Origin of the sequence: Kosakonia sp. AG348, assembly GCF_003337365.1 — a bacterium.
In the GTDB taxonomy this organism is placed as follows: domain Bacteria; phylum Pseudomonadota; class Gammaproteobacteria; order Enterobacterales; family Enterobacteriaceae; genus Kosakonia.
In genome coordinates, this window is sequence record NZ_QPJR01000016.1 from 1 (window position 1) to 22,289 (window position 22,289).

Consider the following 22,289-nt stretch of genomic DNA (forward strand, 5'->3'; position numbering starts at 1 on the left):
ACCCTGATTCACCCGATTGCGATGGACGATGGTCTGCGTTTCGCAATCCGTGAAGGCGGCCGTACCGTTGGCGCGGGCGTTGTAGCAAAAGTTCTCAGCTAATCGCTGATAACATTTGACGCAATGCGCAAGAAGAGGGCATCATTTGATGCCCTTTTTGTACGCTTTCGAACCAGAACCTGGCTCATCAGTGATTTTATTTGTCATAATCATTGCTGAGACAGGCTCTGAAGAGGGCGTTAGTCCGAATCTCGCCAGAGCATTTCGGTTTGGTTGCCTCGCTTATGCGGGGCAAAAATGTTTGTCTGAATTCTTGTGACAGGTTGGTTTATGAGTGCGAATACCGAAGCTCAAGGGAGCGGGCGCGGCCTGGAAGCGATGAAGTGGGTTGTTGTTGCAGTACTGCTGCTCGTGGCTATCGTTGGCAACTATCTTTATCGTGACATGATGCTGCCGCTCCGCGCGCTGGCAGTTGTTATTCTGATTGCTGCAGCAGGTGGTGTCGCGCTGTTGACGACGAAGGGTAAAGCGACCGTTGCTTTTGCCCGTGAAGCGAGAACCGAAGTACGTAAAGTGATTTGGCCCACTCGTCAGGAAACATTGCACACCACATTGATCGTGGCTGCCGTAACTGCAGTCATGTCACTGATCCTGTGGGGACTGGATGGTATTCTGGTCCGCCTGGTTTCCTTTATCACTGGCCTGAGGTTCTGAGATGTCTGAAGCTCCTAAAAAGCGCTGGTACGTCGTTCAGGCGTTTTCCGGTTTTGAAGGCCGCGTAGCTACTTCGCTGCGCGAGCATATCAAATTACACAATATGGAAGAGTTGTTTGGCGAAGTCATGGTACCGACTGAAGAAGTGGTCGAAATCCGTGGTGGTCAGCGTCGCAAAAGCGAACGCAAATTCTTCCCGGGCTACGTCCTTGTACAGATGGTGATGAATGACGCCAGCTGGCACCTGGTACGCAGCGTTCCGCGCGTAATGGGCTTCATCGGCGGCACGTCCGATCGTCCGGCGCCGATTAGCGATAAAGAAGTGGATGCGATCATGAACCGCCTGCAACAGGTTGGTGATAAGCCGCGTCCGAAAACGCTGTTTGAACCGGGTGAAATGGTCCGCGTTAGCGACGGTCCGTTTGCCGACTTTAACGGTGTGGTTGAAGAGGTGGACTATGAGAAGTCTCGCCTCAAAGTGTCTGTTTCTATCTTCGGTCGTGCGACCCCGGTAGAACTGGATTTCAGCCAGGTCGAAAAAGCCTAAATATTCGGCGATCAAACGTTGCACAGGGCGCGAAATTGACATACAATTTCGCGCCTTTTGTTTTTATGGGTCTCGTATCCGTAAAACGTATTCAAACACGGGGAGCCTTTCGGGGCGCTATACCCAAACGAGGAAATTTAAATGGCTAAGAAAGTCCAGGCCTACGTCAAGCTGCAGGTTGCAGCTGGCATGGCAAACCCGAGCCCACCGGTTGGTCCGGCTCTGGGTCAGCAGGGTGTTAACATCATGGAATTCTGTAAAGCGTTTAACGCCAAAACTGATTCCATCGAAAAAGGTCTGCCAATTCCGGTTGTTATTACCGTTTACGCTGACCGCTCCTTCACTTTCGTTACCAAAACGCCTCCGGCAGCAGTTCTGCTGAAGAAAGCGGCTGGTATCAAGTCTGGTTCCGGCAAGCCGAACAAAGACAAAGTGGGCAAAGTAACCCGCGCTCAGGTGCAGGAAATTGCTCAGACTAAAGCCGCGGACATGACCGGTGCTGACATTGAAGCGATGACTCGCTCAATCGAAGGTACTGCGCGTTCCATGGGCCTGGTAGTGGAGGATTAAGAAATGGCTAAACTGACCAAGCGCATGCGCGTGATCCGTGACAAAGTTGATGCGACCAAACAGTACGACATCAACGAAGCCATTGCTCTGCTGAAAGAGCTGGCCACTGCTAAATTCGTAGAAAGCGTAGACGTTGCTGTTAACCTCGGCATCGACGCGCGTAAATCTGACCAGAACGTACGTGGTGCAACTGTACTGCCGCACGGTACTGGCCGTTCTGTTCGCGTAGCCGTATTTACCCAGGGCCCGAACGCTGAAGCTGCTAAAGCAGCTGGCGCTGAGCTGGTAGGTATGGAAGATCTGGCTGAGCAGATCAAAAAAGGCGAAATGAACTTCGACGTAGTTATTGCTTCTCCGGATGCAATGCGCGTTGTTGGCCAGCTGGGCCAGGTTCTGGGTCCGCGTGGCCTGATGCCAAACCCGAAAGTTGGTACCGTAACGCCGAACGTTGCTGAAGCGGTTAAAAACGCTAAAGCCGGTCAGGTTCGTTACCGTAACGACAAAAACGGCATCATCCATACCACCATCGGTAAAGTGGATTTTGACGCTGACAAATTGAAAGAAAACCTGGAATCCCTGCTGGTTGCGCTGAAAAAAGCAAAACCGTCTCAGGCGAAAGGCGTGTACATCAAGAAAATTAGCATCTCCACCACCATGGGTGCGGGTGTTGCGGTAGACCAGGCTGGTCTGAACGCAGTAGCGAACTAATATTCGCCTTTACGTGGGTGGTGGATTTGTCTACAATCTTACCCCCACGTTTTGCTAGCGTAAGTTAGCAAACAAACAGATTTGTTCGTTGGAGCCTGGCCTACTCCAGGCCTCCGTCGAAGACCGCAGGTGTTTCGTAAGAAGCTTAATTCCCTGCGTAGACGGTGACAGAACCTAAAGATTATTTTTAAAGTACTCTTTGGCTTGTTTCTGCTCACCGTATTAAGACGCTCTTTTCATTGAGAAGAGTGAAGTGAGTTCCAGGGCATGAGCCCTGGCAAACATCCAGGAGCAAAGCTAATGGCTTTAAATCTTCAAGACAAACAAGCGATTGTTGCTGAAGTCAGCGAAGTAGCCAAAGGCGCGCTGTCTGCGGTTGTTGCGGATTCCCGTGGCGTTACCGTAGATAAAATGACCGAACTGCGTAAAGCAGGTCGCGAAGCCGGCGTTTACATGCGTGTTGTTCGCAACACCCTGCTGCGCCGTGTTGTTGAGGGTACTCAGTTTGAGTGCCTGAAAGACGCGTTCGTTGGTCCGACCCTGATTGCATACTCTATGGAACACCCGGGCGCTGCTGCTCGTCTGTTCAAAGAGTTCGCGAAAGCGAATGCAAAATTTGAGGTCAAAGCCGCTGCCTTTGAAGGTGAGTTGATCCCGGCGTCCCAGATCGATCGCCTGGCAACCCTGCCGACCTACGAAGAAGCAATTGCACGCCTGATGGCAACCATGAAAGAAGCCTCTGCTGGCAAACTGGTTCGTACTCTGGCTGCTGTACGCGATGCGAAAGAAGCTGCTTAATCGCAGTTTTCTTTATAAAGCATTTGCTTACGTATAAACTTATTCTGATATTCAGGAACAATTTAAATGTCTATCACTAAAGATCAAATCATTGAAGCAGTTGCCGCTATGTCCGTAATGGACGTTGTAGAACTGATCTCTGCAATGGAAGAAAAATTCGGTGTTTCTGCTGCTGCTGCTGTAGCTGTTGCTGCTGGCCCGGCTGCTGATGCTGCTGAAGAAAAAACTGAGTTCGACGTAATTCTGAAAGCCGCTGGCGCTAACAAAGTTGCTGTTATCAAAGCAGTACGTGGCGCAACTGGCCTGGGTCTGAAAGAAGCTAAAGACCTGGTAGAATCTGCTCCGGCCGCTCTGAAAGAAGGCGTGAGCAAAGATGACGCTGAAGCTCTGAAAAAATCTCTGGAAGAAGCTGGCGCTGAAGTTGAAGTTAAATAAGCCAACCCTTCCGGTTGCAGCCTGAGAAATTAGGCTGATGGCTGGTGACTTTTTGGTCACCAGCCTTTTTGCGCTGTAGAAGGTACCGGTAGCGTTTCACACTGTTTGACTGCCAGTAGCCTTTACAATGCTTGTTTCTATCGACGACTTAATATACTGCGACAGAAAATCCTTTCTGTGTAAATCGCAATGAAATGATTTAAGCGTGATAGCAACAAGCATTGCGGGAAGTGCTCCACTTTCCGGTCTAAAAAAATAGTGTTGCATAAACTGTCCCTTTCGACGGACAGAGTGGGTCGACTTGTCAGCGAGCTGAGGAACCCTATGGTTTACTCCTATACCGAGAAAAAACGTATTCGTAAGGATTTTGGTAAACGTCCACAAGTACTGGATGTCCCATATCTCCTTTCTATCCAGCTTGACTCGTTCCAGAAGTTTATCGAGCAAGATCCTGAAGGGCAGTACGGTCTGGAAGCGGCGTTCCGCTCCGTGTTCCCGATTAAGAGCTACAGCGGCAATTCGGAACTGCAATACGTCAGCTACCGTCTTGGCGAACCTGTTTTTGACGTTAAAGAATGTCAGATCCGTGGCGTAACGTATTCCGCTCCGCTGCGCGTAAAACTGCGTCTGGTGATCTACGAGCGCGAAGCGCCGGAAGGCACCGTTAAAGACATTAAAGAACAAGAAGTCTACATGGGCGAAATTCCGCTCATGACCGACAACGGTACCTTTGTTATCAACGGTACTGAGCGTGTTATCGTTTCTCAGCTGCACCGTAGTCCTGGCGTCTTCTTCGACAGCGATAAGGGGAAAACCCACTCATCTGGTAAGGTGCTTTATAACGCACGTATTATTCCTTACCGTGGGTCATGGCTGGACTTCGAGTTCGACCCGAAAGATAACCTCTTCGTGCGTATCGACCGCCGCCGCAAACTGCCGGCGACCATTATTCTGCGCGCGCTGAACTACACCACTGAGCAGATTCTCGATCTGTTCTTTGAAAAAGTTGTCTTTGAAATCCGCGACAACAAGTTGCAGATGGAACTGGTGCCGGAACGCCTGCGTGGCGAAACTGCATCCTTCGATATCGAAGCAAACGGCAAAATGTATGTTGAAAAAGGTCGCCGTATTACCGCGCGTCATATTCGTCAGCTGGAAAAAGACGAAATTCAACACATTGAAGTACCGGTTGAGTACATCGCAGGCAAAGTTGCAGCTAAAGACTACGTTGACGAATCCACTGGCGAGCTGATCTGCCCGGCAAACATGGAGCTGTCGCTCGATCTGCTGGCGAAGCTGAGCCAGTCTGGTCACAAACGTATCGAAACCCTGTTCACCAACGATCTGGACCACGGTCCGTACATCTCTGAGACCGTACGTGTCGACCCGACCAACGATCGTCTGAGCGCGCTGGTAGAAATCTACCGCATGATGCGCCCTGGTGAGCCGCCGACTCGCGAAGCTGCAGAAAGCCTGTTCGAGAACCTGTTCTTCTCTGAAGACCGCTACGATCTCTCTGCGGTTGGTCGCATGAAGTTCAACCGTTCTCTGCTGCGCGACAGCATTGAAGGTTCCGGTATCCTGAGCAAAGAAGACATCATCGAAGTGATGAAAAAGCTCATCGGTATCCGTAACGGCATCGGTGAAGTGGATGATATCGACCACCTCGGCAACCGTCGTATCCGTTCCGTGGGCGAAATGGCGGAAAACCAATTCCGTGTTGGCCTGGTTCGTGTAGAACGTGCGGTGAAAGAGCGTCTGTCTCTGGGCGATCTGGATACCCTGATGCCGCAGGACATGATCAACGCGAAGCCTATCTCTGCAGCCGTTAAAGAATTCTTCGGTTCCAGCCAGCTGTCACAGTTTATGTACCAGAACAACCCGCTGTCCGAGATTACGCACAAACGTCGTATCTCTGCACTCGGCCCAGGCGGTCTGACCCGTGAGCGCGCAGGCTTTGAAGTTCGAGACGTACACCCGACCCACTACGGTCGCGTATGTCCGATCGAAACGCCTGAAGGTCCGAACATCGGTCTGATCAACTCCTTGTCCGTGTACGCACAGACTAACGAATACGGCTTCCTGGAAACGCCGTACCGTAAAGTGACCGACGGCGTTGTAACTGACGAGATCCATTACCTTTCTGCTATCGAAGAAGGTAACTATGTTATCGCTCAGGCGAACACCAACCTGACGGAAGAAGGTCGTTTCGTAGACGATCTGGTAACCTGCCGCAGCAAAGGCGAATCCAGCCTCTTCAGCGCAGACCAGGTTGACTACATGGACGTTTCCACCCAACAGGTGGTTTCTGTCGGTGCGTCCCTGATCCCGTTCCTGGAACACGATGACGCCAACCGTGCATTGATGGGTGCGAACATGCAACGTCAGGCGGTTCCGACTCTGCGCGCTGACAAGCCGCTGGTTGGTACCGGTATGGAACGTGCTGTTGCCGTTGACTCCGGTGTAACCGCAGTTGCTAAACGTGGCGGTACTGTCCAGTACGTGGATGCCTCTCGTATCGTTATCAAAGTTAACGAAGATGAGATGTACCCGGGCGAAGCAGGTATCGACATCTATAACCTGACCAAATACACCCGTTCTAACCAGAACACCTGCATCAACCAGATGCCGTGTGTTTATCTGGGTGAGCCAATTGAGCGCGGCGACGTGCTGGCAGACGGCCCGTCCACCGACCTCGGTGAACTGGCGCTCGGTCAGAACATGCGCGTAGCGTTCATGCCGTGGAACGGTTACAACTTCGAAGACTCCATCCTCGTCTCCGAGCGTGTGGTTCAGGAAGATCGTTTCACCACTATTCACATCCAGGAACTGGCGTGTGTGTCTCGTGACACCAAGCTGGGGCCAGAAGAGATCACCGCAGACATCCCGAACGTGGGTGAAGCCGCGCTCTCCAAACTGGATGAATCCGGTATCGTTTACATCGGTGCGGAAGTGACCGGCGGCGACATTCTGGTTGGTAAGGTAACGCCGAAAGGTGAAACCCAGCTGACGCCAGAAGAGAAACTGCTGCGCGCGATCTTCGGTGAGAAAGCATCTGACGTTAAAGACTCTTCTCTGCGCGTACCGAACGGTGTTTCCGGCACCGTTATCGACGTTCAGGTCTTTACCCGCGATGGCGTGGAAAAAGACAAACGTGCGCTGGAAATCGAAGAAATGCAGCTCAAACAGGCGAAGAAAGACCTGTCTGAAGAACTGCAGATCCTCGAAGCTGGCCTGTTTAGCCGTATCCACAGCGTGCTGGTTTCCGGCGGCGTTGAAGCTGACAAGCTCGACAAGCTGCCGCGCGACCGCTGGCTGGAACTCGGCCTGACCGACGAAGAGAAACAAAATCAGCTGGAACAGTTGGCTGAGCAGTATGACGAACTGAAACACGAGTTCGAGAAAAAACTCGAAGCGAAACGCCGCAAAATCACTCAGGGCGACGATCTGGCACCGGGCGTGCTGAAAATCGTTAAGGTTTATCTGGCCGTTAAACGTCAGATCCAGCCTGGTGACAAAATGGCAGGTCGTCACGGTAACAAGGGTGTTATCTCCAAGATCAACCCGATCGAAGATATGCCATACGATGAAAACGGCACGCCGGTTGACATCGTACTGAACCCGCTGGGCGTACCGTCTCGTATGAACATCGGTCAGATCCTTGAAACTCACCTGGGTATGGCTGCGAAAGGTATCGGCGACAAGATCAACGCCATGCTGAAACAGCAGCAAGAAGTCGCGAAACTGCGCGAATTCATCCAGCGTGCATACGATCTGGGCGCTGACGTTCGTCAGAAAGTCGACCTGAGCACCTTCAGCGATGAGGAAGTTCTGCGTCTGGCAGAAAACCTGCGCAAAGGTATGCCGATCGCAACGCCGGTCTTCGACGGTGCGAAAGAGTCTGAAATCAAGGAACTGTTACAGCTGGGTGGCCTGCCGACTTCCGGTCAGATCACACTGTTCGACGGTCGTACCGGTGAGCAATTCGAGCGCCAGGTTACCGTTGGCTACATGTACATGCTGAAACTGAACCACCTGGTTGATGACAAGATGCATGCGCGTTCTACCGGTTCTTACAGCCTGGTTACTCAGCAGCCGCTGGGTGGTAAGGCGCAGTTCGGTGGTCAGCGCTTCGGGGAGATGGAAGTGTGGGCGCTGGAAGCATACGGCGCGGCATACACCCTGCAGGAAATGCTCACCGTTAAGTCTGATGACGTGAACGGTCGTACCAAGATGTATAAAAACATCGTGGACGGCAACCATCAGATGGAACCGGGTATGCCTGAGTCCTTCAACGTACTGTTGAAAGAGATTCGTTCGCTGGGTATCAACATCGAGCTGGAAGACGAGTAACTCTCGCTCAAACAGGTCACTGGTGCCGGGTTAATCCCCGGCACCAGATTGTGCTAACTCCGACGGGAGCAAATCCGTGAAAGACTTATTAAAGTTTCTGAAAGCGCAAACTAAAACCGAAGAGTTTGATGCGATCAAAATTGCTCTGGCATCGCCAGACATGATCCGTTCATGGTCTTTTGGTGAAGTTAAGAAGCCGGAAACCATCAACTACCGTACGTTCAAACCTGAGCGTGACGGCCTTTTCTGTGCGCGTATTTTCGGGCCAGTAAAAGATTACGAGTGCCTGTGCGGTAAGTACAAGCGCCTGAAACACCGTGGTGTGATCTGTGAGAAGTGCGGCGTTGAAGTGACCCAGACGAAAGTGCGTCGTGAGCGCATGGGCCACATCGAGCTGGCGTCTCCGACCGCCCACATTTGGTTCCTGAAATCTCTGCCGTCCCGTATCGGCCTGCTGCTGGATATGCCGCTGCGCGATATCGAACGTGTTCTGTACTTCGAATCCTATGTGGTTATCGAAGGCGGTATGACCAATCTGGAACGTAACCAGATCCTGACCGAAGAACAGTACCTGGACGCGCTGGAAGAGTTCGGTGACGAATTCGACGCGAAAATGGGCGCCGAAGCTATTCAGGCCCTGCTGAAAAGCATGGATCTGGAGCAAGAGTGCGAACAGCTGCGCGAAGAGCTGAACGAAACCAACTCCGAAACCAAACGTAAGAAGCTGACCAAGCGTATCAAACTGCTGGAAGCGTTCGTACAGTCTGGTAACAAACCGGAGTGGATGATCCTGACTGTTCTGCCAGTGCTGCCGCCGGATCTGCGTCCGCTGGTTCCGCTGGATGGTGGTCGTTTCGCAACGTCGGATCTGAACGATCTGTACCGTCGCGTGATCAACCGTAACAACCGTCTGAAACGCCTGCTGGATCTGGCGGCGCCGGATATCATCGTACGCAACGAAAAACGTATGCTGCAGGAAGCGGTTGACGCCCTGCTGGATAACGGCCGTCGCGGTCGTGCGATCACCGGTTCCAACAAACGTCCGCTGAAATCTTTGGCCGATATGATCAAAGGTAAACAGGGTCGTTTCCGTCAGAACCTGCTCGGTAAGCGTGTTGACTATTCCGGTCGTTCTGTAATCACCGTAGGTCCATACCTGCGTCTGCATCAGTGCGGTCTGCCGAAGAAAATGGCACTGGAGCTGTTCAAACCGTTCATCTACGGCAAGCTGGAACTGCGTGGCCTCGCCACCACCATCAAAGCCGCGAAGAAAATGGTTGAGCGCGAAGAAGCTGTCGTTTGGGATATCCTGGACGAAGTTATCCGCGAACACCCGGTACTGCTGAACCGTGCACCAACACTGCACCGTCTGGGTATCCAGGCGTTTGAACCGGTACTGATCGAAGGTAAAGCCATCCAGCTGCACCCGCTGGTTTGTGCGGCATATAACGCCGACTTCGATGGTGACCAGATGGCTGTTCACGTACCGCTGACGCTGGAAGCCCAGCTGGAAGCGCGTGCGCTGATGATGTCCACCAACAACATTCTGTCTCCGGCGAACGGCGAACCTATCATCGTTCCGTCTCAGGACGTTGTACTGGGTCTGTACTACATGACCCGTGACTGTGTTAACGCCAAAGGCGAAGGCATGGTGCTGACTGGCCCGAAAGAAGCTGAGCGTATTTACCGCGCTGGCCTGGCCTCTCTGCATGCGCGCGTTAAAGTGCGTATCACCGAGTACGAAAAAGACGCTAATGGCGAATTCGTAGCGAAAACCAGCCTGAAAGACACGACCGTTGGCCGTGCGATTCTGTGGATGATCGTTCCGAAAGGTCTGCCTTTCTCCATCGTCAACCAGGCGCTGGGCAAGAAGGCTATCTCCAAAATGCTGAACACCTGTTACCGCATTCTGGGCCTGAAGCCGACCGTTATTTTTGCTGACCAGACGATGTACACCGGCTTTGCATATGCAGCGCGTTCAGGTGCATCCGTTGGTATCGATGACATGGTCATCCCGGCGAAAAAACACGAGATCATCAGCGAAGCGGAAGCCGAAGTTGCTGAGATCCAGGAGCAGTTCCAGTCTGGTCTGGTGACCGCTGGCGAACGCTATAACAAAGTTATCGATATTTGGGCCGCGGCGAACGATCGCGTATCCAAAGCGATGATGGATAACCTGCAAACTGAAACCGTTATTAACCGTGACGGCGTTGAAGAGCAGCAGGTTTCCTTTAACAGCATCTACATGATGGCCGACTCCGGTGCGCGTGGTTCCGCAGCCCAGATTCGTCAGCTTGCTGGTATGCGTGGTCTGATGGCGAAGCCGGATGGCTCCATCATCGAAACGCCGATCACCGCGAACTTCCGTGAAGGTCTGAACGTACTCCAGTACTTCATCTCCACGCACGGTGCGCGTAAAGGTCTGGCGGATACCGCACTGAAAACCGCGAACTCCGGTTACCTGACCCGTCGTCTGGTAGACGTGGCACAGGATCTGGTCGTAACCGAAGACGATTGTGGCACGCTGGAAGGCATCACCATGACGCCGGTTATCGAAGGTGGCGATGTTAAAGAGCCGCTGCGCGATCGCGTTCTGGGTCGTGTAACCGCAGAAGACATTCTGAAGCCGGGTACTGCAGATATTCTGGTTCCGCGCAATACGCTGCTGCACGAACAGTGGTGTGATCTGCTGGAAGCGAACTCTGTTGACTCAGTGAAAGTGCGTTCCGTTGTATCGTGTGACACCGACTTTGGTGTGTGCGCCCACTGCTATGGTCGTGACCTGGCGCGTGGCCACATCATCAACAAAGGTGAAGCCATCGGCGTTATCGCGGCACAGTCCATCGGTGAGCCGGGTACACAGCTGACGATGCGTACGTTCCACATCGGTGGTGCGGCATCTCGTGCGGCTGCTGAATCCAGCATCCAGGTGAAAAACAAAGGTAGCATCCGCCTGAGCAACGCGAAGACGGTTGTGAACTCTAGTGGCAAACTGGTTATCACCTCCCGTAACACTGAGCTGAAACTGATCGACGAATTCGGTCGTACCAAAGAAAGCTATAAAGTGCCTTACGGTGCGGTAATGGCGAAGGGTGATGGCGAGCAGGTTGCCGGCGGTGAAACCGTTGCAAACTGGGATCCGCACACCATGCCGGTTATCACTGAAGTGGCTGGTTTCATCCGCTTCACCGATATGATCGACGGCCAGACGATTACTCGTCAGACCGACGAACTGACCGGTCTCTCTTCGCTGGTGGTTCTGGACTCTGCAGAGCGTACCTCTGGCGGTAAAGACCTGCGTCCGGCACTGAAAATCGTTGACGCTAATGGCAACGACGTACTGATCCCGGGCACCGATATGCCTGCCCAGTACTTCCTGCCGGGTAAAGCGATTGTTCAGCTGGAAGATGGCGTTCAGATCAGCTCCGGTGACACCCTGGCGCGTATTCCGCAGGAATCCGGCGGTACCAAGGATATTACCGGTGGTCTGCCGCGCGTTGCGGATCTGTTCGAAGCACGTCGTCCGAAAGAGCCGGCAATCCTGGCGGAAATCAGCGGTATCATCTCCTTCGGTAAAGAGACCAAAGGTAAACGCCGTCTGGTGATCACTCCGGTTGACGGTAGCGATCCGTACGAAGAGATGATTCCGAAATGGCGTCAGCTCAACGTGTTTGAAGGTGAACGTGTAGAACGTGGTGACGTGGTTTCCGACGGTCCGGAAGCACCGCACGACATTCTGCGTCTTCGTGGCGTACACGCGGTAACGCGTTATATCACCAACGAAGTACAGGACGTTTATCGTCTGCAGGGCGTTAAGATCAACGATAAGCACATCGAAGTTATCGTTCGTCAGATGCTGCGTAAAGCCACCATCGTTAACGCAGGAAGCTCCGACTTCCTGGAAGGTGAGCAGGTTGAATACTCTCGCGTCAAGATCGCTAACCGCGAGCTGGAAGCAGCAGGCAAAATCGGTGCAACCTATGCACGCGATCTGCTGGGTATCACCAAAGCGTCTCTGGCAACCGAGTCCTTCATCTCCGCAGCATCGTTCCAGGAGACCACTCGTGTGCTTACCGAAGCAGCCGTTGCGGGCAAACGCGACGAACTGCGCGGTCTGAAAGAGAACGTCATCGTGGGTCGTCTGATCCCGGCCGGTACTGGTTATGCGTACCACCAGGATCGTATGCGCCGTCGCGCCGCTGGCGAACTGCCGGTAGCACCGCAGGTGACTGCGGAAGACGCGTCCGCGAGCCTGGCAGAACTGCTGAACGCAGGTCTGGGTGGTTCCGACAACGAGTAATCGTTTCGCGTAATAAAAAACCCGCTTCGGCGGGTTTTTTTTCGTCTGAAATCCGCGGTTTAAGACCGCGATCGCGTTGCAGAACGGGTTGTATAGGCGCCGGGCAGCGGCATTTCTCTGCACCATCCCGAATGCCATGTTGTGCAATTACGCAATTACATGGGGAAAACACGTCACGACTTTTCGCTGCACGAAAAAAAGCCCGCCAGAGCGGGCATAGTAATCGTATGAAAGCGATGCCTTAATCACGCGGCGGCAGGCGGCGGTAAAGCTCGATCATATCGGTCGCCAGATCCTGAATCACCATTGCGTTCATCAGGTGATCCTGAGAATGAACGGTGATCAAATTCACCGGCAGCTTACCGGTGCCTTCATCGAGCCCGATAAGCTGGGTTTGAATTTTATGCGCGGCTTTCACGAATTCGCGCGACTCTTCCATCGCTTTTTCTGCTTCAGCAAAATCGCCTTTACGCGCCATTTGTAACGCGGTTAATGCCTGGCTACGCGCCGCGCCCGCGTTAACCAACAACTCCATAATGATGGTTTCTAAATCTTCCACGCATTCACTCCAGTAGCTTAAGGGCTTTTTCCAGAACGACATCGCCTTTCATCATGCCGTAATCCATCATATCGATCACCGCCACTTTCTTGCCCAGCGGTTCCGCCTGCGCCTGCAATTTTGCCTGCTCGTATTTCACCTGCGGCCCCAGCAACACGATATCCGCTGTTGCAATTTCATCTTTAAATTCCGCAACAGGAACCGCTTTGATAGTGACCTCGACGCCTTTTTTCTGCGCCGCGTCTTTCATGCGTTGCACCAACATGCTGGTGGACATACCCGCTGCACAGCATAAAACGATGTTTTTCATAGTCAGCCTCGGTGTTGATGGGATAGGTGATAATTATCCCGCGCTGTTGGGTTCAACAACCGCTTTACCGCGATTGTGTGTAGGGCATCACAAAGAATCCCTGCATAACATGAAACCGGTTGCAACCTTGCGACGCGCCGCCTGGCTATGGGTGGTTCACCAGTAGAATTCGGTTCTTACCTTGCTGCTTCGCTTTATAAAGCGCTTCATCCACACGGCCGACCAGCTGGTTCAGCGGTTCCATGTTCCACTCACCCAAACCAGCGCTAAACGTGACCGACAGCTCTTTCTCGCGCCATGTACGGTTCTCCACTTTTACCCGCCACTGCTCCAGTAGCGCCTGCGCGTTATCGATATGCGCATGCGGGAAAATCACCGCGAACTCTTCGCCACCGTAGCGATAGAGCGAAATCCCCTGCGGCTGCAAGATCTGAATGCCTTCGCGCGCTACGTTTCGCAGCACGATGTCGCCATTCAAATGTCCCCAGGTGTCGTTAATGGATTTGAAATTATCGATATCCACCAGCGCCAGAGCAAACGGCTGATGATCATTCATCAGCGCGGCAATATCGGCATCAAAGGCGCGGCGATTCTTACAATTGGTCAGCGCATCCATGGTCGCCTGCCGCACCCACGTTTGTTCCCGCTCTTTACTGCTTTCAATCGCCTTACTCAACATCGCTTCAAGCCGTGGGGCGCGGGTTACATCACCGGTTTTTATCGCATCGATTATGTTGAGCAGCACCGTGCGCGAGCTGTGGCGTAAATAGAGGCCAAACAGAATGATAAACACTGCCGCCGTGGTGAATCCCCAACCGACAAGCTGAAGCTGATGGTGAACGCGTTTATCCAGTGTGCTGGCGGATACTTTATAGATCACAAACCATTCCGGGTTGGTGAAGGCGTAGTAGTAATACCAGCACGCATTTTTTTCATCGAAAATCGCGCCTTCAGCACTGGTCATCGCTGCGAGTATTGTCGGGCTGACGAGTGTTTTGAATAACGCGCCAGTGTCCGGGTGCAGCATCGCTTTGCCTTCGCCGTCGATAACGAAGAATTCGCCAGGCATCGGGGGTTGCATGGTGCGCAGGGTGAAACCCATTGAGGCCAGATCAAGGTGAAAAGCCAGCGTCCCTTTTAATTTACCGTCCGGCGCTATCACCGGTTTATAAATGCTCACTATCGGGTTATGGGTAAAAAAATCCATGTAGCTGCGGGTATAGTGATTAAACATGCTGGCTTCCGCCTGGTGCATAAACCACGGACGCGTACTGGCATTGAAATTTTCACCGCTGCCCATAACCTGTGGCGCGCGCAGGTAAACGCCGCGCGAGTCGGCGAGAGAGATCGACGATACCGAGGGCATCAGCGCCAGCAACTGCATCAGCAATTTCAGTCCCTTGTCCCGATCGCCGTTCACGGTGACGTCTAACTGATCGTCATGGGCGAAGAATGCGGCGGCGCGATTGAGAACATAGTCGTTTTCACGCAGCATCGACTGGGTGTAATTCACCGCCAGGTTATGCGCAAAATTGCGATTCACATCGTGGTACTCCTCCAGCGTCTCTTTACGCATACCGGCGATAATCATGAGCGCGATTATCACAAAACTGAGGAGGATCCCGGCAAGGCTCACCAGAATTGGTCTTGTAAATGAAAGTTGTTTGCTATGCATTTTCTTATCCTTGAACATGCAAAAGAGGAACAGATATCAGTATAGGGGCTGCGTGAGAGATAGCGTACCTGAAGTGAGTAAGGCGGAGCGGAAGAGAGGAAGAGCGCCCGCTCCGGTCAGTCTCATAACCTGACAGCGCAAGCATGAAGGTTCGGGCGACAAGCCGCCATCGCCCGATTTTGCTTTTACGTAGCAGGCCGGGAAAGTATTAACCCGTTATCTGCGCGTTGCGGCTTTTTTGCGGCACACGTCCCAGCCAGCTATCCCAGTCTTTCCACACCGGTTGCAGCCCACGGGCGATCAGCGCATCGGCAACGTCCTGCGGGCGGCGCTCATCATGGGGCGAAAATTGCTCCAGTTCCGGGTGATTGTCGGCATAGCCGCCTGGCTGAGTTTTGGAAAACGCGCTTACGTTATTAATCGCCAGCGGAATAACGTGATCGCGAAAGTGCGGTGATTCGCGCGTGGATAGCGACAACTCCGTGTCCGGTGCCAGCAGGCGAAACGCGCAAATGGTTTGCACCAGTTGCCGCTCATCCATCACTGACGCAGGCTCCACGCCGCCCGCGCAAGGGCGCAGGCGGGGGAAGGAGATGGAATAACGGCTTTTCCAGTAGCGCTGTTGTAGCCACAGCAAATGTTCGGCAACCATATAGCAATCCACTCGCCAGCTGTCAGACAGGCCCATTAACGCGCCGAGACCAATCTTGTCGATACCCGCGCGGCCCAGTCTGTCCGGCGTCTCCAGCCGCCAGAAGAAGTCCTGTTTTTTACCGCGCAGATGGTGACGTGCGTACTGGCTTTCGTGGTACGTCTCCTGGTAGACCATTACGCCATCAAGACCAAGGGTTTTCAGCTCGGCGTACTCCGGCTCGGAAAGCGGCTGCACTTCCATTTGCAACGAGGCGAACTGGCGGCGGATCGCTGGCATATGGCGGCGAAAGTAGTCCATCCCGACTTTGCCCTGATGCTCACCGGTGACCAGCAACAGATGCTCAAACCCCAGTTCGCGTATGGCCGCGCATTCACGCGCAATCTCCTGCTCGTCCAGCGTTTTGCGCTTCAGGTGATTGCTCATCGAAAACCCGCAATAGGTGCAGTCATTGGCGCAAAGGTTAGAGAGATAAAGCGGAACATAAAAACTGACGGTGTTGCCAAAACGCTGGCGCGTGAGCCGCTGCGCTTGCTGTGCCATTGGTTCAAGAAAACCGGCGGCGGCGGGGGAGAGCAGCGCCATCATATCGTCGCGCGTCAGTTGCCGGGCATTGAGTGCGCGTTCAACATCGGCGGCGGTTTTGCTGTGGATGCGCAGGCGGATATCGTCCCAGTCCAGTTGCCGCCAGCGGTCGGTGAAAGTGCTCATAATGTTTCCTCCAGGAAACCGGTGAGCGGGCTGGTGGCCTGCGCGTAACGCTGGCGGGCGCCTGGTACGGCCTGGCGCGCCAGTGTTCCGGCCTCGACAGCCAGACGAAAAGCGCGCGCCATGTTGACCGGGTCGTCGGCGACCGCTATCGCGGTATTAACCAGCACCGCGTCAGCCCCCATCTCCAGCGCCTGCGCCGCGTGGCTGGGTGCGCCGATCCCGGCATCGACCACCACCGGCACATTCGCCTGCTCAATAATAATCTCCAGCATGGCGCGGGTTTCCAGCCCCTGGTTGGAGCCGATCGGTGCGCCCAGCGGCATGACTGCCGCGCAGCCTACCTCTTCAAGCCGTTTACACAGCACCGGATCGGCACCGCAATAGGGCAGAACCACAAAACCCATCTGCACCAGTTTTTCCGCCGCGCGCAAGGTTTCAATCGGATCGGGCAGCAGCCAGCGGGCATCCGGATGAATTTCCAGTTTTAGCCAGTGCGTGCCGAGTGCTTCCCGTGCCAGTTGGGCGGCGAAAATGGCCTCTTCGGCGTTTTTCGCCCCGGAGGTGTTAGGCAGCAACGTCACACCCGCATCCAGCAAGGGTTGCAACAGCATATCGGTGCGCTGGCGCAGGTCGACGCGCTTCATCGCCAGCGTTACCAGTTCGCTGCCCGACGCATGAATCGCATCGACCATCAGTTGTGGCGTGGCGAACTTGCCGGTGCCGGTAAACAGCCGTGAAGTGAACTCTTTTTCTGCAATACGTAACATCTCAGCCCCCTGCGATAACCTGAAACAGCAGGATGTGATCGCCGTCCTGCACAAGATGGTTTTCCCACTGCTCACGCGGCAGGATCTGTTGATTAACGGCCAACGCGACACCCGGTTTGAGTTGATTGAGTTGCTCAAGCAGGGTGGCGACGGAAAGCCCGGCGACGCAGTTCATCGACTCGTCATTGAAGCGTATCTGCATGTCGCCCTCCACAAACCGGGCACTGGCGGGAAGCGTGCAGCGCCAGCGTGCGCCAAAGATTGGTGCGCGCGTCGAACAGGCGCAGCTCACCGCTGGTGGTGTGCAGCCCGTTCAACAATTTAATGGCTTCCAGCGCCTGCATGGCACCCATAATGCCGACCACCGGGCCAACAATACCGGCGGTGCGACAGTTGCGTTCTGGCTCGCTGTCGTCCGGCCATAAACAGCGGTAGCAGCCCTGCTGCCAGGGCGGCGTCAGCACCATCAACTGGCCGCCAAAACCGACTGCGCTGGCGGTGATAAGCGGTGTTTCCAGCGCCACGCAGGCAGCGTTGATCGCCTGGCGTGTCAGCATGTTGTCGCTACAGTCGAGCACCACATCGGCCTGCTGAACTTGCTGGTGCAACGCCTCACCGCTCAAGCGCTGCTGGAGCGTAATCAGCTCGATATCCGGGTTTAATCTGTGCAGGCGCTGCGCGGTGACCTGGGTTTTCGGCTGGTTGATATCATCGGTGGTAAATAAAATCTGTCGCTGCAAGTTGCTCAGGTGTACGGCGTCGTCATCCGCCAGCACCAGCGTGCCGATCCCTGCGCCCGCAAGGTAGACCGCCGCCGGTGCGCCAAGTCCGCCGAGGCCGATAATTAATACCCGGCTGGCGAGTAATTTTTGCTGGCCGGTAACCGCGATATCCTCCAGCAGGATCTGACGGCTGTAGCGCATAAAGTCACGATCATTCATCGCCCACCCCCGCCAGTTGCAGTAATTGCTGGGTTGCCTGTTGCCAGTTATCCGCCCGGGTGATGGCGCTGACCACCGCAATACTGCCCACGCCGGTTGCCAACACATCCGGCGCACGCGCAAGGCTGATACCGCCAATAGCAACGGTTGGATAATCTTTCAGCCGTGCAACGTGACGCGCCAGCTGTTCCAGTCCCTGCGGCGCAGAAGGCATCTGTTTGGTTTGCGTGGGAAAAACATGGCCCAGCGCGATGTAAGAGGGGCGGGCCGCCAGCGCCACGTCGATTTCCATATCGTCATGGGTGGAAACGCCAAGGCGCAAACCCGCCGCACGAATGGCGCTTAAGTCGGTCGTTTCCAGATCTTCCTGACCAAGATGCACACCGTAAGCCTGGTGTTTGATCGCCAGTCGCCAGTAATCGTTAATAAACAGCCGCGCATTAACGCGACGGCCAAGCGCGATGGCTGCCATCACATCCGCTTCAACGTCCTCGTCGCGTTTATCCTTGATGCGCAGTTGCAGCGTGCGCACGCCCGCATCCAGTAAACGGGCAATCCAGTCGACGCTGTCGACCACCGGGTAAAGGCCGAGGCGGAAGGGCACCGGCGGGAAATCGGGCTGATACATCAGGCTTCCTCCCTCTTCAGGTAGATCTCGCCGCCGCGTGCGCGGAAGTCGCTGGATTTATCCGCCATACCGACTTCAATCGCCTGGGTAGCCGCGTAGTCACGCACCTCTTGCGAGATTTTCATCGAGCAAAATTTCGGCCCGCACATGGAGCAGAAGTGCGCCACTTTGCCGGATTCCTGCGGCAGCGTTTCATCGTGGTAGGCGCGCGCGGTAAACGGGTCGAGCGCAAGATTGAATTGATCCTCCCAGCGGAACTCAAAACGCGCTTTCGACATGGCGTTGTCGCGGATCTGCGCGCCAGGGTGGCCTTTGGCCAGGTCAGCGGCGTGAGCGGCGATTTTGTAGGTAATCAGCCCCTGTTTAACGTCCTCTTTATTGGGTAAGCCGAGGTGCTCTTTGGGCGTGACATAACAGAGCATCGCGCAGCCAAACCAGCCAATCATCGCCGCGCCAATACCAGAGGTGAAATGGTCATAGCCCGGCGCGATATCGGTGGTTAGCGGCCCCAGCGTATAGAATGGCGCTTCGTGGCAGTGCTCCAGTTCTTCGGTCATATTGCGGCGGATCATCTGCATTGGTACATGCCCCGGGCCTTCAATCATCACCTGAACGTCATACTCCCAGGCAATTTTCGTCAGTTCGCCAAGCGTATGCAGCTCGGCAAATTGCGCTTCGTCGTTGGCGTCCTGAATGGAGCCTGGGCGCAAGCCATCACCCAGCGATAGCGAAACGTCATAAGCGGCGCAGATTTCGCAGATCTCGCGAAAATGGGTGTAGAGGAAGTTTTCCTGATGATGGGAGAGGCACCATTTCGCCATAATTGAGCCACCGCGCGAGACAATGCCGGTCAGGCGCTGCGCGGTCATGGGCACATAGCGCAGCAGCACGCCCGCGTGGATGGTGAAATAGTCCACCCCTTGCTCCGCCTGTTCCAGCAGGGTGTCGCGAAACGCTTCCCAGGTCAGATCTTCGGCGATCCCGTTAACCTTCTCCAGCGCCTGGTAGATCGGCACTGTACCGATCGGCACCGGGCTGTTACGCAGGATCCATTCGCGGGTTTCGTGGATATAACGCCCGGTGGATAAATCCATGACCGTGTCCGCGCCCCAGCGCGTCGACCAGACCAGCTTTTCCACCTCTTCTTCGATCGAGGAAGTCACCGCCGAATTACCGATATTGGCGTTCACCTTCACCAGGAAGTTGCGGCCAATGATCATTGGCTCCGATTCCGGATGGTTAATATTGGCCGGGATAATCGCCCGCCCGGCGGCGACTTCATCGCGCACAAATTCCGGGGTGATGTTTTCCGGCAGACGCGCGCCAAAACCTTCGCCCGGATGCTGCTTACGCAACACTTCGCTGCGAATGCGCTCGCGGCCCATGTTTTCGCGAATGGCGATAAACTCCATCTCCGGCGTGACGATGCCTTTGCGCGCATAGTGCAGTTGCGTGACGCGCTGGCCGGGTTTCGCACGGCGCGGCGTCAGTAAACCGCTAAAACGCAGTTCGTCGAGGCCATCATCGGCCAGCCGTTCGTTGGTATAGACGGAGCTGCGCTGTTCCAGTGTTTCGCTGTCATCACGGGCGGCAATCCACGGTGCGCGCAGTTTCGCCAGCCCTTGCTGGACATCAATCGCAATATCCGGATCGCCATACGGGCCTGAGGTGTCGTACACCGGCACCGCTTCATTTTCTTCAAACTGCGGGTGTTCTTTGGTGCCGCCGGTAAGCGTCGGGCTCAGCTGGATTTCGCGCATCGGAATGCGGATATCGGGTTGCGAACCGGTGATGTAGATGCGGCGTGAGTTGGGGAAAGCGGTGCCTTCCAGTGTGTCGATGAAGTGTTGCGCCTGGGCGCGTTGTTCACGGCGTGTAAGTTTTGCAGACATAGCTCATTCCAGAATGTAAAGGATATGGCTTGTCAGACGACGGATGGAGTAATGGCAGCAAACCGCCCGTGAGGGTGGTTGACGTGAATGGATTACTCTTGTTCCCTTCGCAGGTTTTAACCTGATCAGGTTCCGCGGATCCCGAATTAACGGTCTCAGCCTTTTCCCTTCATCCTTCACGCTGCCCTGTGTTGGCTGCGTTCGCTCACCACGGTCACTTACTTGATGTAAGCTCCCGGGGATTCACGAACTTGCCGTCTCGACGCATCGCGAATGATGTTGTGGAAATATAGGCACTCCGACAAGAAAAACCCGTCCGAAGACGGGGACTGCTTTTTAAATTACGCGTTAATGTTTAAGAACTCAAGCCGGTCGCGCGACACCGCTTTCGTCGTTGGCGCTCTCTTTGATGTTGTTATCAAAGGCCAGCACGATTAACTTGTCTTCAAGGGTAAAGCGGGCGGCCAGCGCTTCGCCGATATCGGAGAGCGCTTGCTGGAACTCCAGACAGTTATCGTCATCAATGGCGTTTTCCAGGCTGGAGTCGTAATAGTTCATGATTTCTACAGTATTCGCTTCAAGCATTGGGTAAAGCTGCGTCGCCGCTAAAAGTGGGCTGCTCCCTTCCAATTCGCTAATGATGCGTTCATAAATATTGAAGTGACCTGCGGAAAGGTATTCCACCAGGTTGTGGCAAAAATCGTCCAGCGCTTTTTCGTTAAGCTGCATGTAGGATCCTTTGCCAGGTTTAATGCCAACCAGATTGTAATAAGAAACAAGCAGTTGCTTACGTGCTTGCAGCCAATGGTCGACAAGTTTGTTACTTCCTCCAACGCGCTCTGTCAGGCTTTCTAACTGGTTTAGCATAAATGGCTCCGCAAATATGTAAGATCAAAACGATGTAATAATAATGTTAATAACATGCCAGTAAAGCGAAGGTAGTGCACCAAATGGTACGTATTATTGAAGCACACGATCAGGGCTGGTGGATCGTCAGCCATGAACAAAAATTATGGATGCCCGGCGGGGAATTACCACACGGCAAGGCAGGAAATTTCGATCTTGTGGGGCAGAGCGCGCTTCACATTGGCGAGTGGCAGGGCGAAGCGGTATGGATGATCCGCCAGAATCGTCGCCAGGATATGGGATCCGTGCGTCTGCTTATCGATCAAGATGTGGGGCTTTTTCAACTGGCGGGCCGTGGCGTGCAACTGGCGGAATTTTATCGTTCACACCAGTTTTGCGGTTACTGCGGGCACACCATGCACCCCAGTAAAACCGAATGGGCAATGCTGTGCGATCACTGCCGCGAGCGCTATTACCCGCAAATCGCCCCTTGCATCATTGTCGCCATTCGCCGTGATGACAGCATTTTGCTGGCGCAGCACACGCGCCATCGCAATGGCATTTACACGGTGCTCGCCGGTTTCGTCGAAGTGGGCGAAACCCTTGAACAGGCGGTGGCGCGTGAAGTGATGGAAGAGAGCGGCATCAAAGTGAAAAATTTGCGTTATGTCACCTCGCAACCGTGGCCGTTTCCACAATCGCTGATGACCGCATTTATGGCGGAATATGACAGCGGCGAAATCCGCATTGACCCGAAAGAGCTACTGGATGCGGGCTGGTATCGCTATGACAACTTACCGCTGTTACCGCCTCCGGGTACGGTTGCGCGCCGCCTTATCGAGGATACGGTGGCGATGTGTCGGGCAGACGACGAATAAGGTGT

20 protein-coding genes and 1 riboswitch are annotated in these 22,289 nt (G+C 54.3%); of the genes, 10 read left to right on the plus strand and 10 right to left on the minus strand.

The features are described from left to right. The 9 genes from DFO56_RS23870 to rpoC all read left to right on the plus strand — a co-directional run. Positions 1–102, plus strand: a 102-nt coding sequence (locus DFO56_RS23870; RefSeq protein WP_072107067.1) for a hypothetical protein, incomplete at its 5' end; no start/stop codon positions are given. Between the two features lie 228 nt (positions 103–330). After that, a complete protein-coding gene (gene secE, locus DFO56_RS23880) occupies positions 331–714 on the plus strand; it encodes a preprotein translocase subunit SecE (RefSeq protein ID WP_003033128.1) in 384 nt (127 codons plus the stop codon). Position 715: 1 nt separating this feature from the next. Further along, positions 716–1,261: a transcription termination/antitermination protein NusG gene (nusG, locus tag DFO56_RS23885; RefSeq protein ID WP_006816549.1), complete on the plus strand. Its 546-nt coding sequence runs from the start codon at positions 716–718 to the stop codon at positions 1,259–1,261. Between the two features lie 141 nt (positions 1,262–1,402). Continuing rightward, positions 1,403–1,831 carry a 50S ribosomal protein L11 gene (rplK, locus tag DFO56_RS23890; RefSeq protein ID WP_002438627.1) on the plus strand — a complete coding sequence of 143 codons (429 nt, stop codon included), beginning with the start codon at positions 1,403–1,405 and terminating at the stop codon, positions 1,829–1,831. 3 nt (positions 1,832–1,834) lie between these two features. Next, positions 1,835–2,539, plus strand: coding sequence for a 50S ribosomal protein L1 (gene rplA / locus DFO56_RS23895; RefSeq protein ID WP_017460030.1), 705 nt, complete (start codon positions 1,835–1,837; stop codon positions 2,537–2,539). A 300-nt stretch (positions 2,540–2,839) separates the two neighbouring features. Next, a complete protein-coding gene (gene rplJ, locus DFO56_RS23905) occupies positions 2,840–3,337 on the plus strand; it encodes a 50S ribosomal protein L10 (RefSeq protein WP_002438625.1) in 498 nt (165 codons plus the stop codon). A 66-nt stretch (positions 3,338–3,403) separates the two neighbouring features. After that, positions 3,404–3,772: a 50S ribosomal protein L7/L12 gene (gene rplL, locus DFO56_RS23910; protein ID WP_014882064.1), complete on the plus strand. Its 369-nt coding sequence runs from the start codon at positions 3,404–3,406 to the stop codon at positions 3,770–3,772. 324 nt (positions 3,773–4,096) lie between these two features. Next, on the plus strand, positions 4,097–8,125 hold the full coding sequence (gene rpoB, locus DFO56_RS23915; RefSeq protein ID WP_114413908.1) for a DNA-directed RNA polymerase subunit beta: 4,029 nt from the start codon (positions 4,097–4,099) through the stop codon (positions 8,123–8,125). A gap of 76 nt (positions 8,126–8,201) precedes the next feature. Next, positions 8,202–12,425 (plus strand): DNA-directed RNA polymerase subunit beta', encoded by a 4,224-nt coding sequence (rpoC, locus tag DFO56_RS23920; RefSeq protein ID WP_045514618.1) that lies wholly within the window; start codon positions 8,202–8,204, stop codon positions 12,423–12,425. Between the two features lie 241 nt (positions 12,426–12,666). Here the strand turns inward: rpoC and DFO56_RS23925 are convergent, their stop codons facing one another. The 10 genes from DFO56_RS23925 to DFO56_RS23970 all read right to left on the minus strand — a co-directional run bounded on the left by DFO56_RS23925 (position 12,667) and on the right by DFO56_RS23970 (position 21,427). Next, entirely contained in the window at positions 12,667–12,984 is a 318-nt protein-coding gene (locus tag DFO56_RS23925; protein WP_020456059.1) for a PTS lactose/cellobiose transporter subunit IIA, read from the minus strand. 4 nt (positions 12,985–12,988) lie between these two features. Next, on the minus strand, positions 12,989–13,294 hold the full coding sequence (locus tag DFO56_RS23930; RefSeq protein ID WP_020456060.1) for a PTS sugar transporter subunit IIB: 306 nt from the start codon (positions 13,292–13,294) through the stop codon (positions 12,989–12,991). Positions 13,295–13,439: 145 nt separating this feature from the next. After that, positions 13,440–14,969 carry a sensor domain-containing diguanylate cyclase gene (locus DFO56_RS23935; protein ID WP_045514615.1) on the minus strand — a complete coding sequence of 510 codons (1,530 nt, stop codon included), beginning with the start codon at positions 14,967–14,969 and terminating at the stop codon, positions 13,440–13,442. A 208-nt stretch (positions 14,970–15,177) separates the two neighbouring features. Further along, positions 15,178–16,332, minus strand: a complete 1,155-nt coding sequence (thiH, locus tag DFO56_RS23940; protein ID WP_045514612.1) for a 2-iminoacetate synthase ThiH — start codon at positions 16,330–16,332, stop codon at positions 15,178–15,180. Continuing rightward, positions 16,329–17,099, minus strand: coding sequence for a thiazole synthase (thiG, locus tag DFO56_RS23945; RefSeq protein WP_020456063.1), 771 nt, complete (start codon positions 17,097–17,099; stop codon positions 16,329–16,331). Before thiG ends, thiH begins: the two co-directional genes overlap by 4 nt. Before the next feature lies 1 nt (position 17,100). Next, entirely contained in the window at positions 17,101–17,301 is a 201-nt protein-coding gene (gene thiS / locus DFO56_RS23950; RefSeq protein ID WP_017460019.1) for a sulfur carrier protein ThiS, read from the minus strand. Further along, positions 17,282–18,040, minus strand: coding sequence for a HesA/MoeB/ThiF family protein (locus DFO56_RS23955; RefSeq protein ID WP_045514608.1), 759 nt, complete (start codon positions 18,038–18,040; stop codon positions 17,282–17,284). Before DFO56_RS23955 ends, thiS begins: the two co-directional genes overlap by 20 nt. After that, a complete protein-coding gene (gene thiE / locus DFO56_RS23960) occupies positions 18,033–18,668 on the minus strand; it encodes a thiamine phosphate synthase (protein WP_045514605.1) in 636 nt (211 codons plus the stop codon). The genes DFO56_RS23955 and thiE overlap by 8 nt, the downstream gene beginning before the upstream one ends. Further along, positions 18,668–20,560: a phosphomethylpyrimidine synthase ThiC gene (gene thiC, locus DFO56_RS23965; RefSeq protein ID WP_045514595.1), complete on the minus strand. Its 1,893-nt coding sequence runs from the start codon at positions 20,558–20,560 to the stop codon at positions 18,668–18,670. Before thiC ends, thiE begins: the two co-directional genes overlap by 1 nt. Positions 20,561–20,645: 85 nt before the next feature. Continuing rightward, positions 20,646–20,871, minus strand: a riboswitch (TPP riboswitch). Between the two features lie 52 nt (positions 20,872–20,923). Further along, a complete protein-coding gene (locus tag DFO56_RS23970; RefSeq protein WP_020456067.1) occupies positions 20,924–21,427 on the minus strand; it encodes an Rsd/AlgQ family anti-sigma factor in 504 nt (167 codons plus the stop codon). An 83-nt stretch (positions 21,428–21,510) separates the two neighbouring features. Between DFO56_RS23970 and nudC the strand changes: the two genes are divergently transcribed. Then, positions 21,511–22,284: an NAD(+) diphosphatase gene (gene nudC / locus DFO56_RS23975; RefSeq protein ID WP_045514593.1), complete on the plus strand. Its 774-nt coding sequence runs from the start codon at positions 21,511–21,513 to the stop codon at positions 22,282–22,284. The last annotated feature ends 5 nt before the right edge of the window (positions 22,285–22,289 follow it).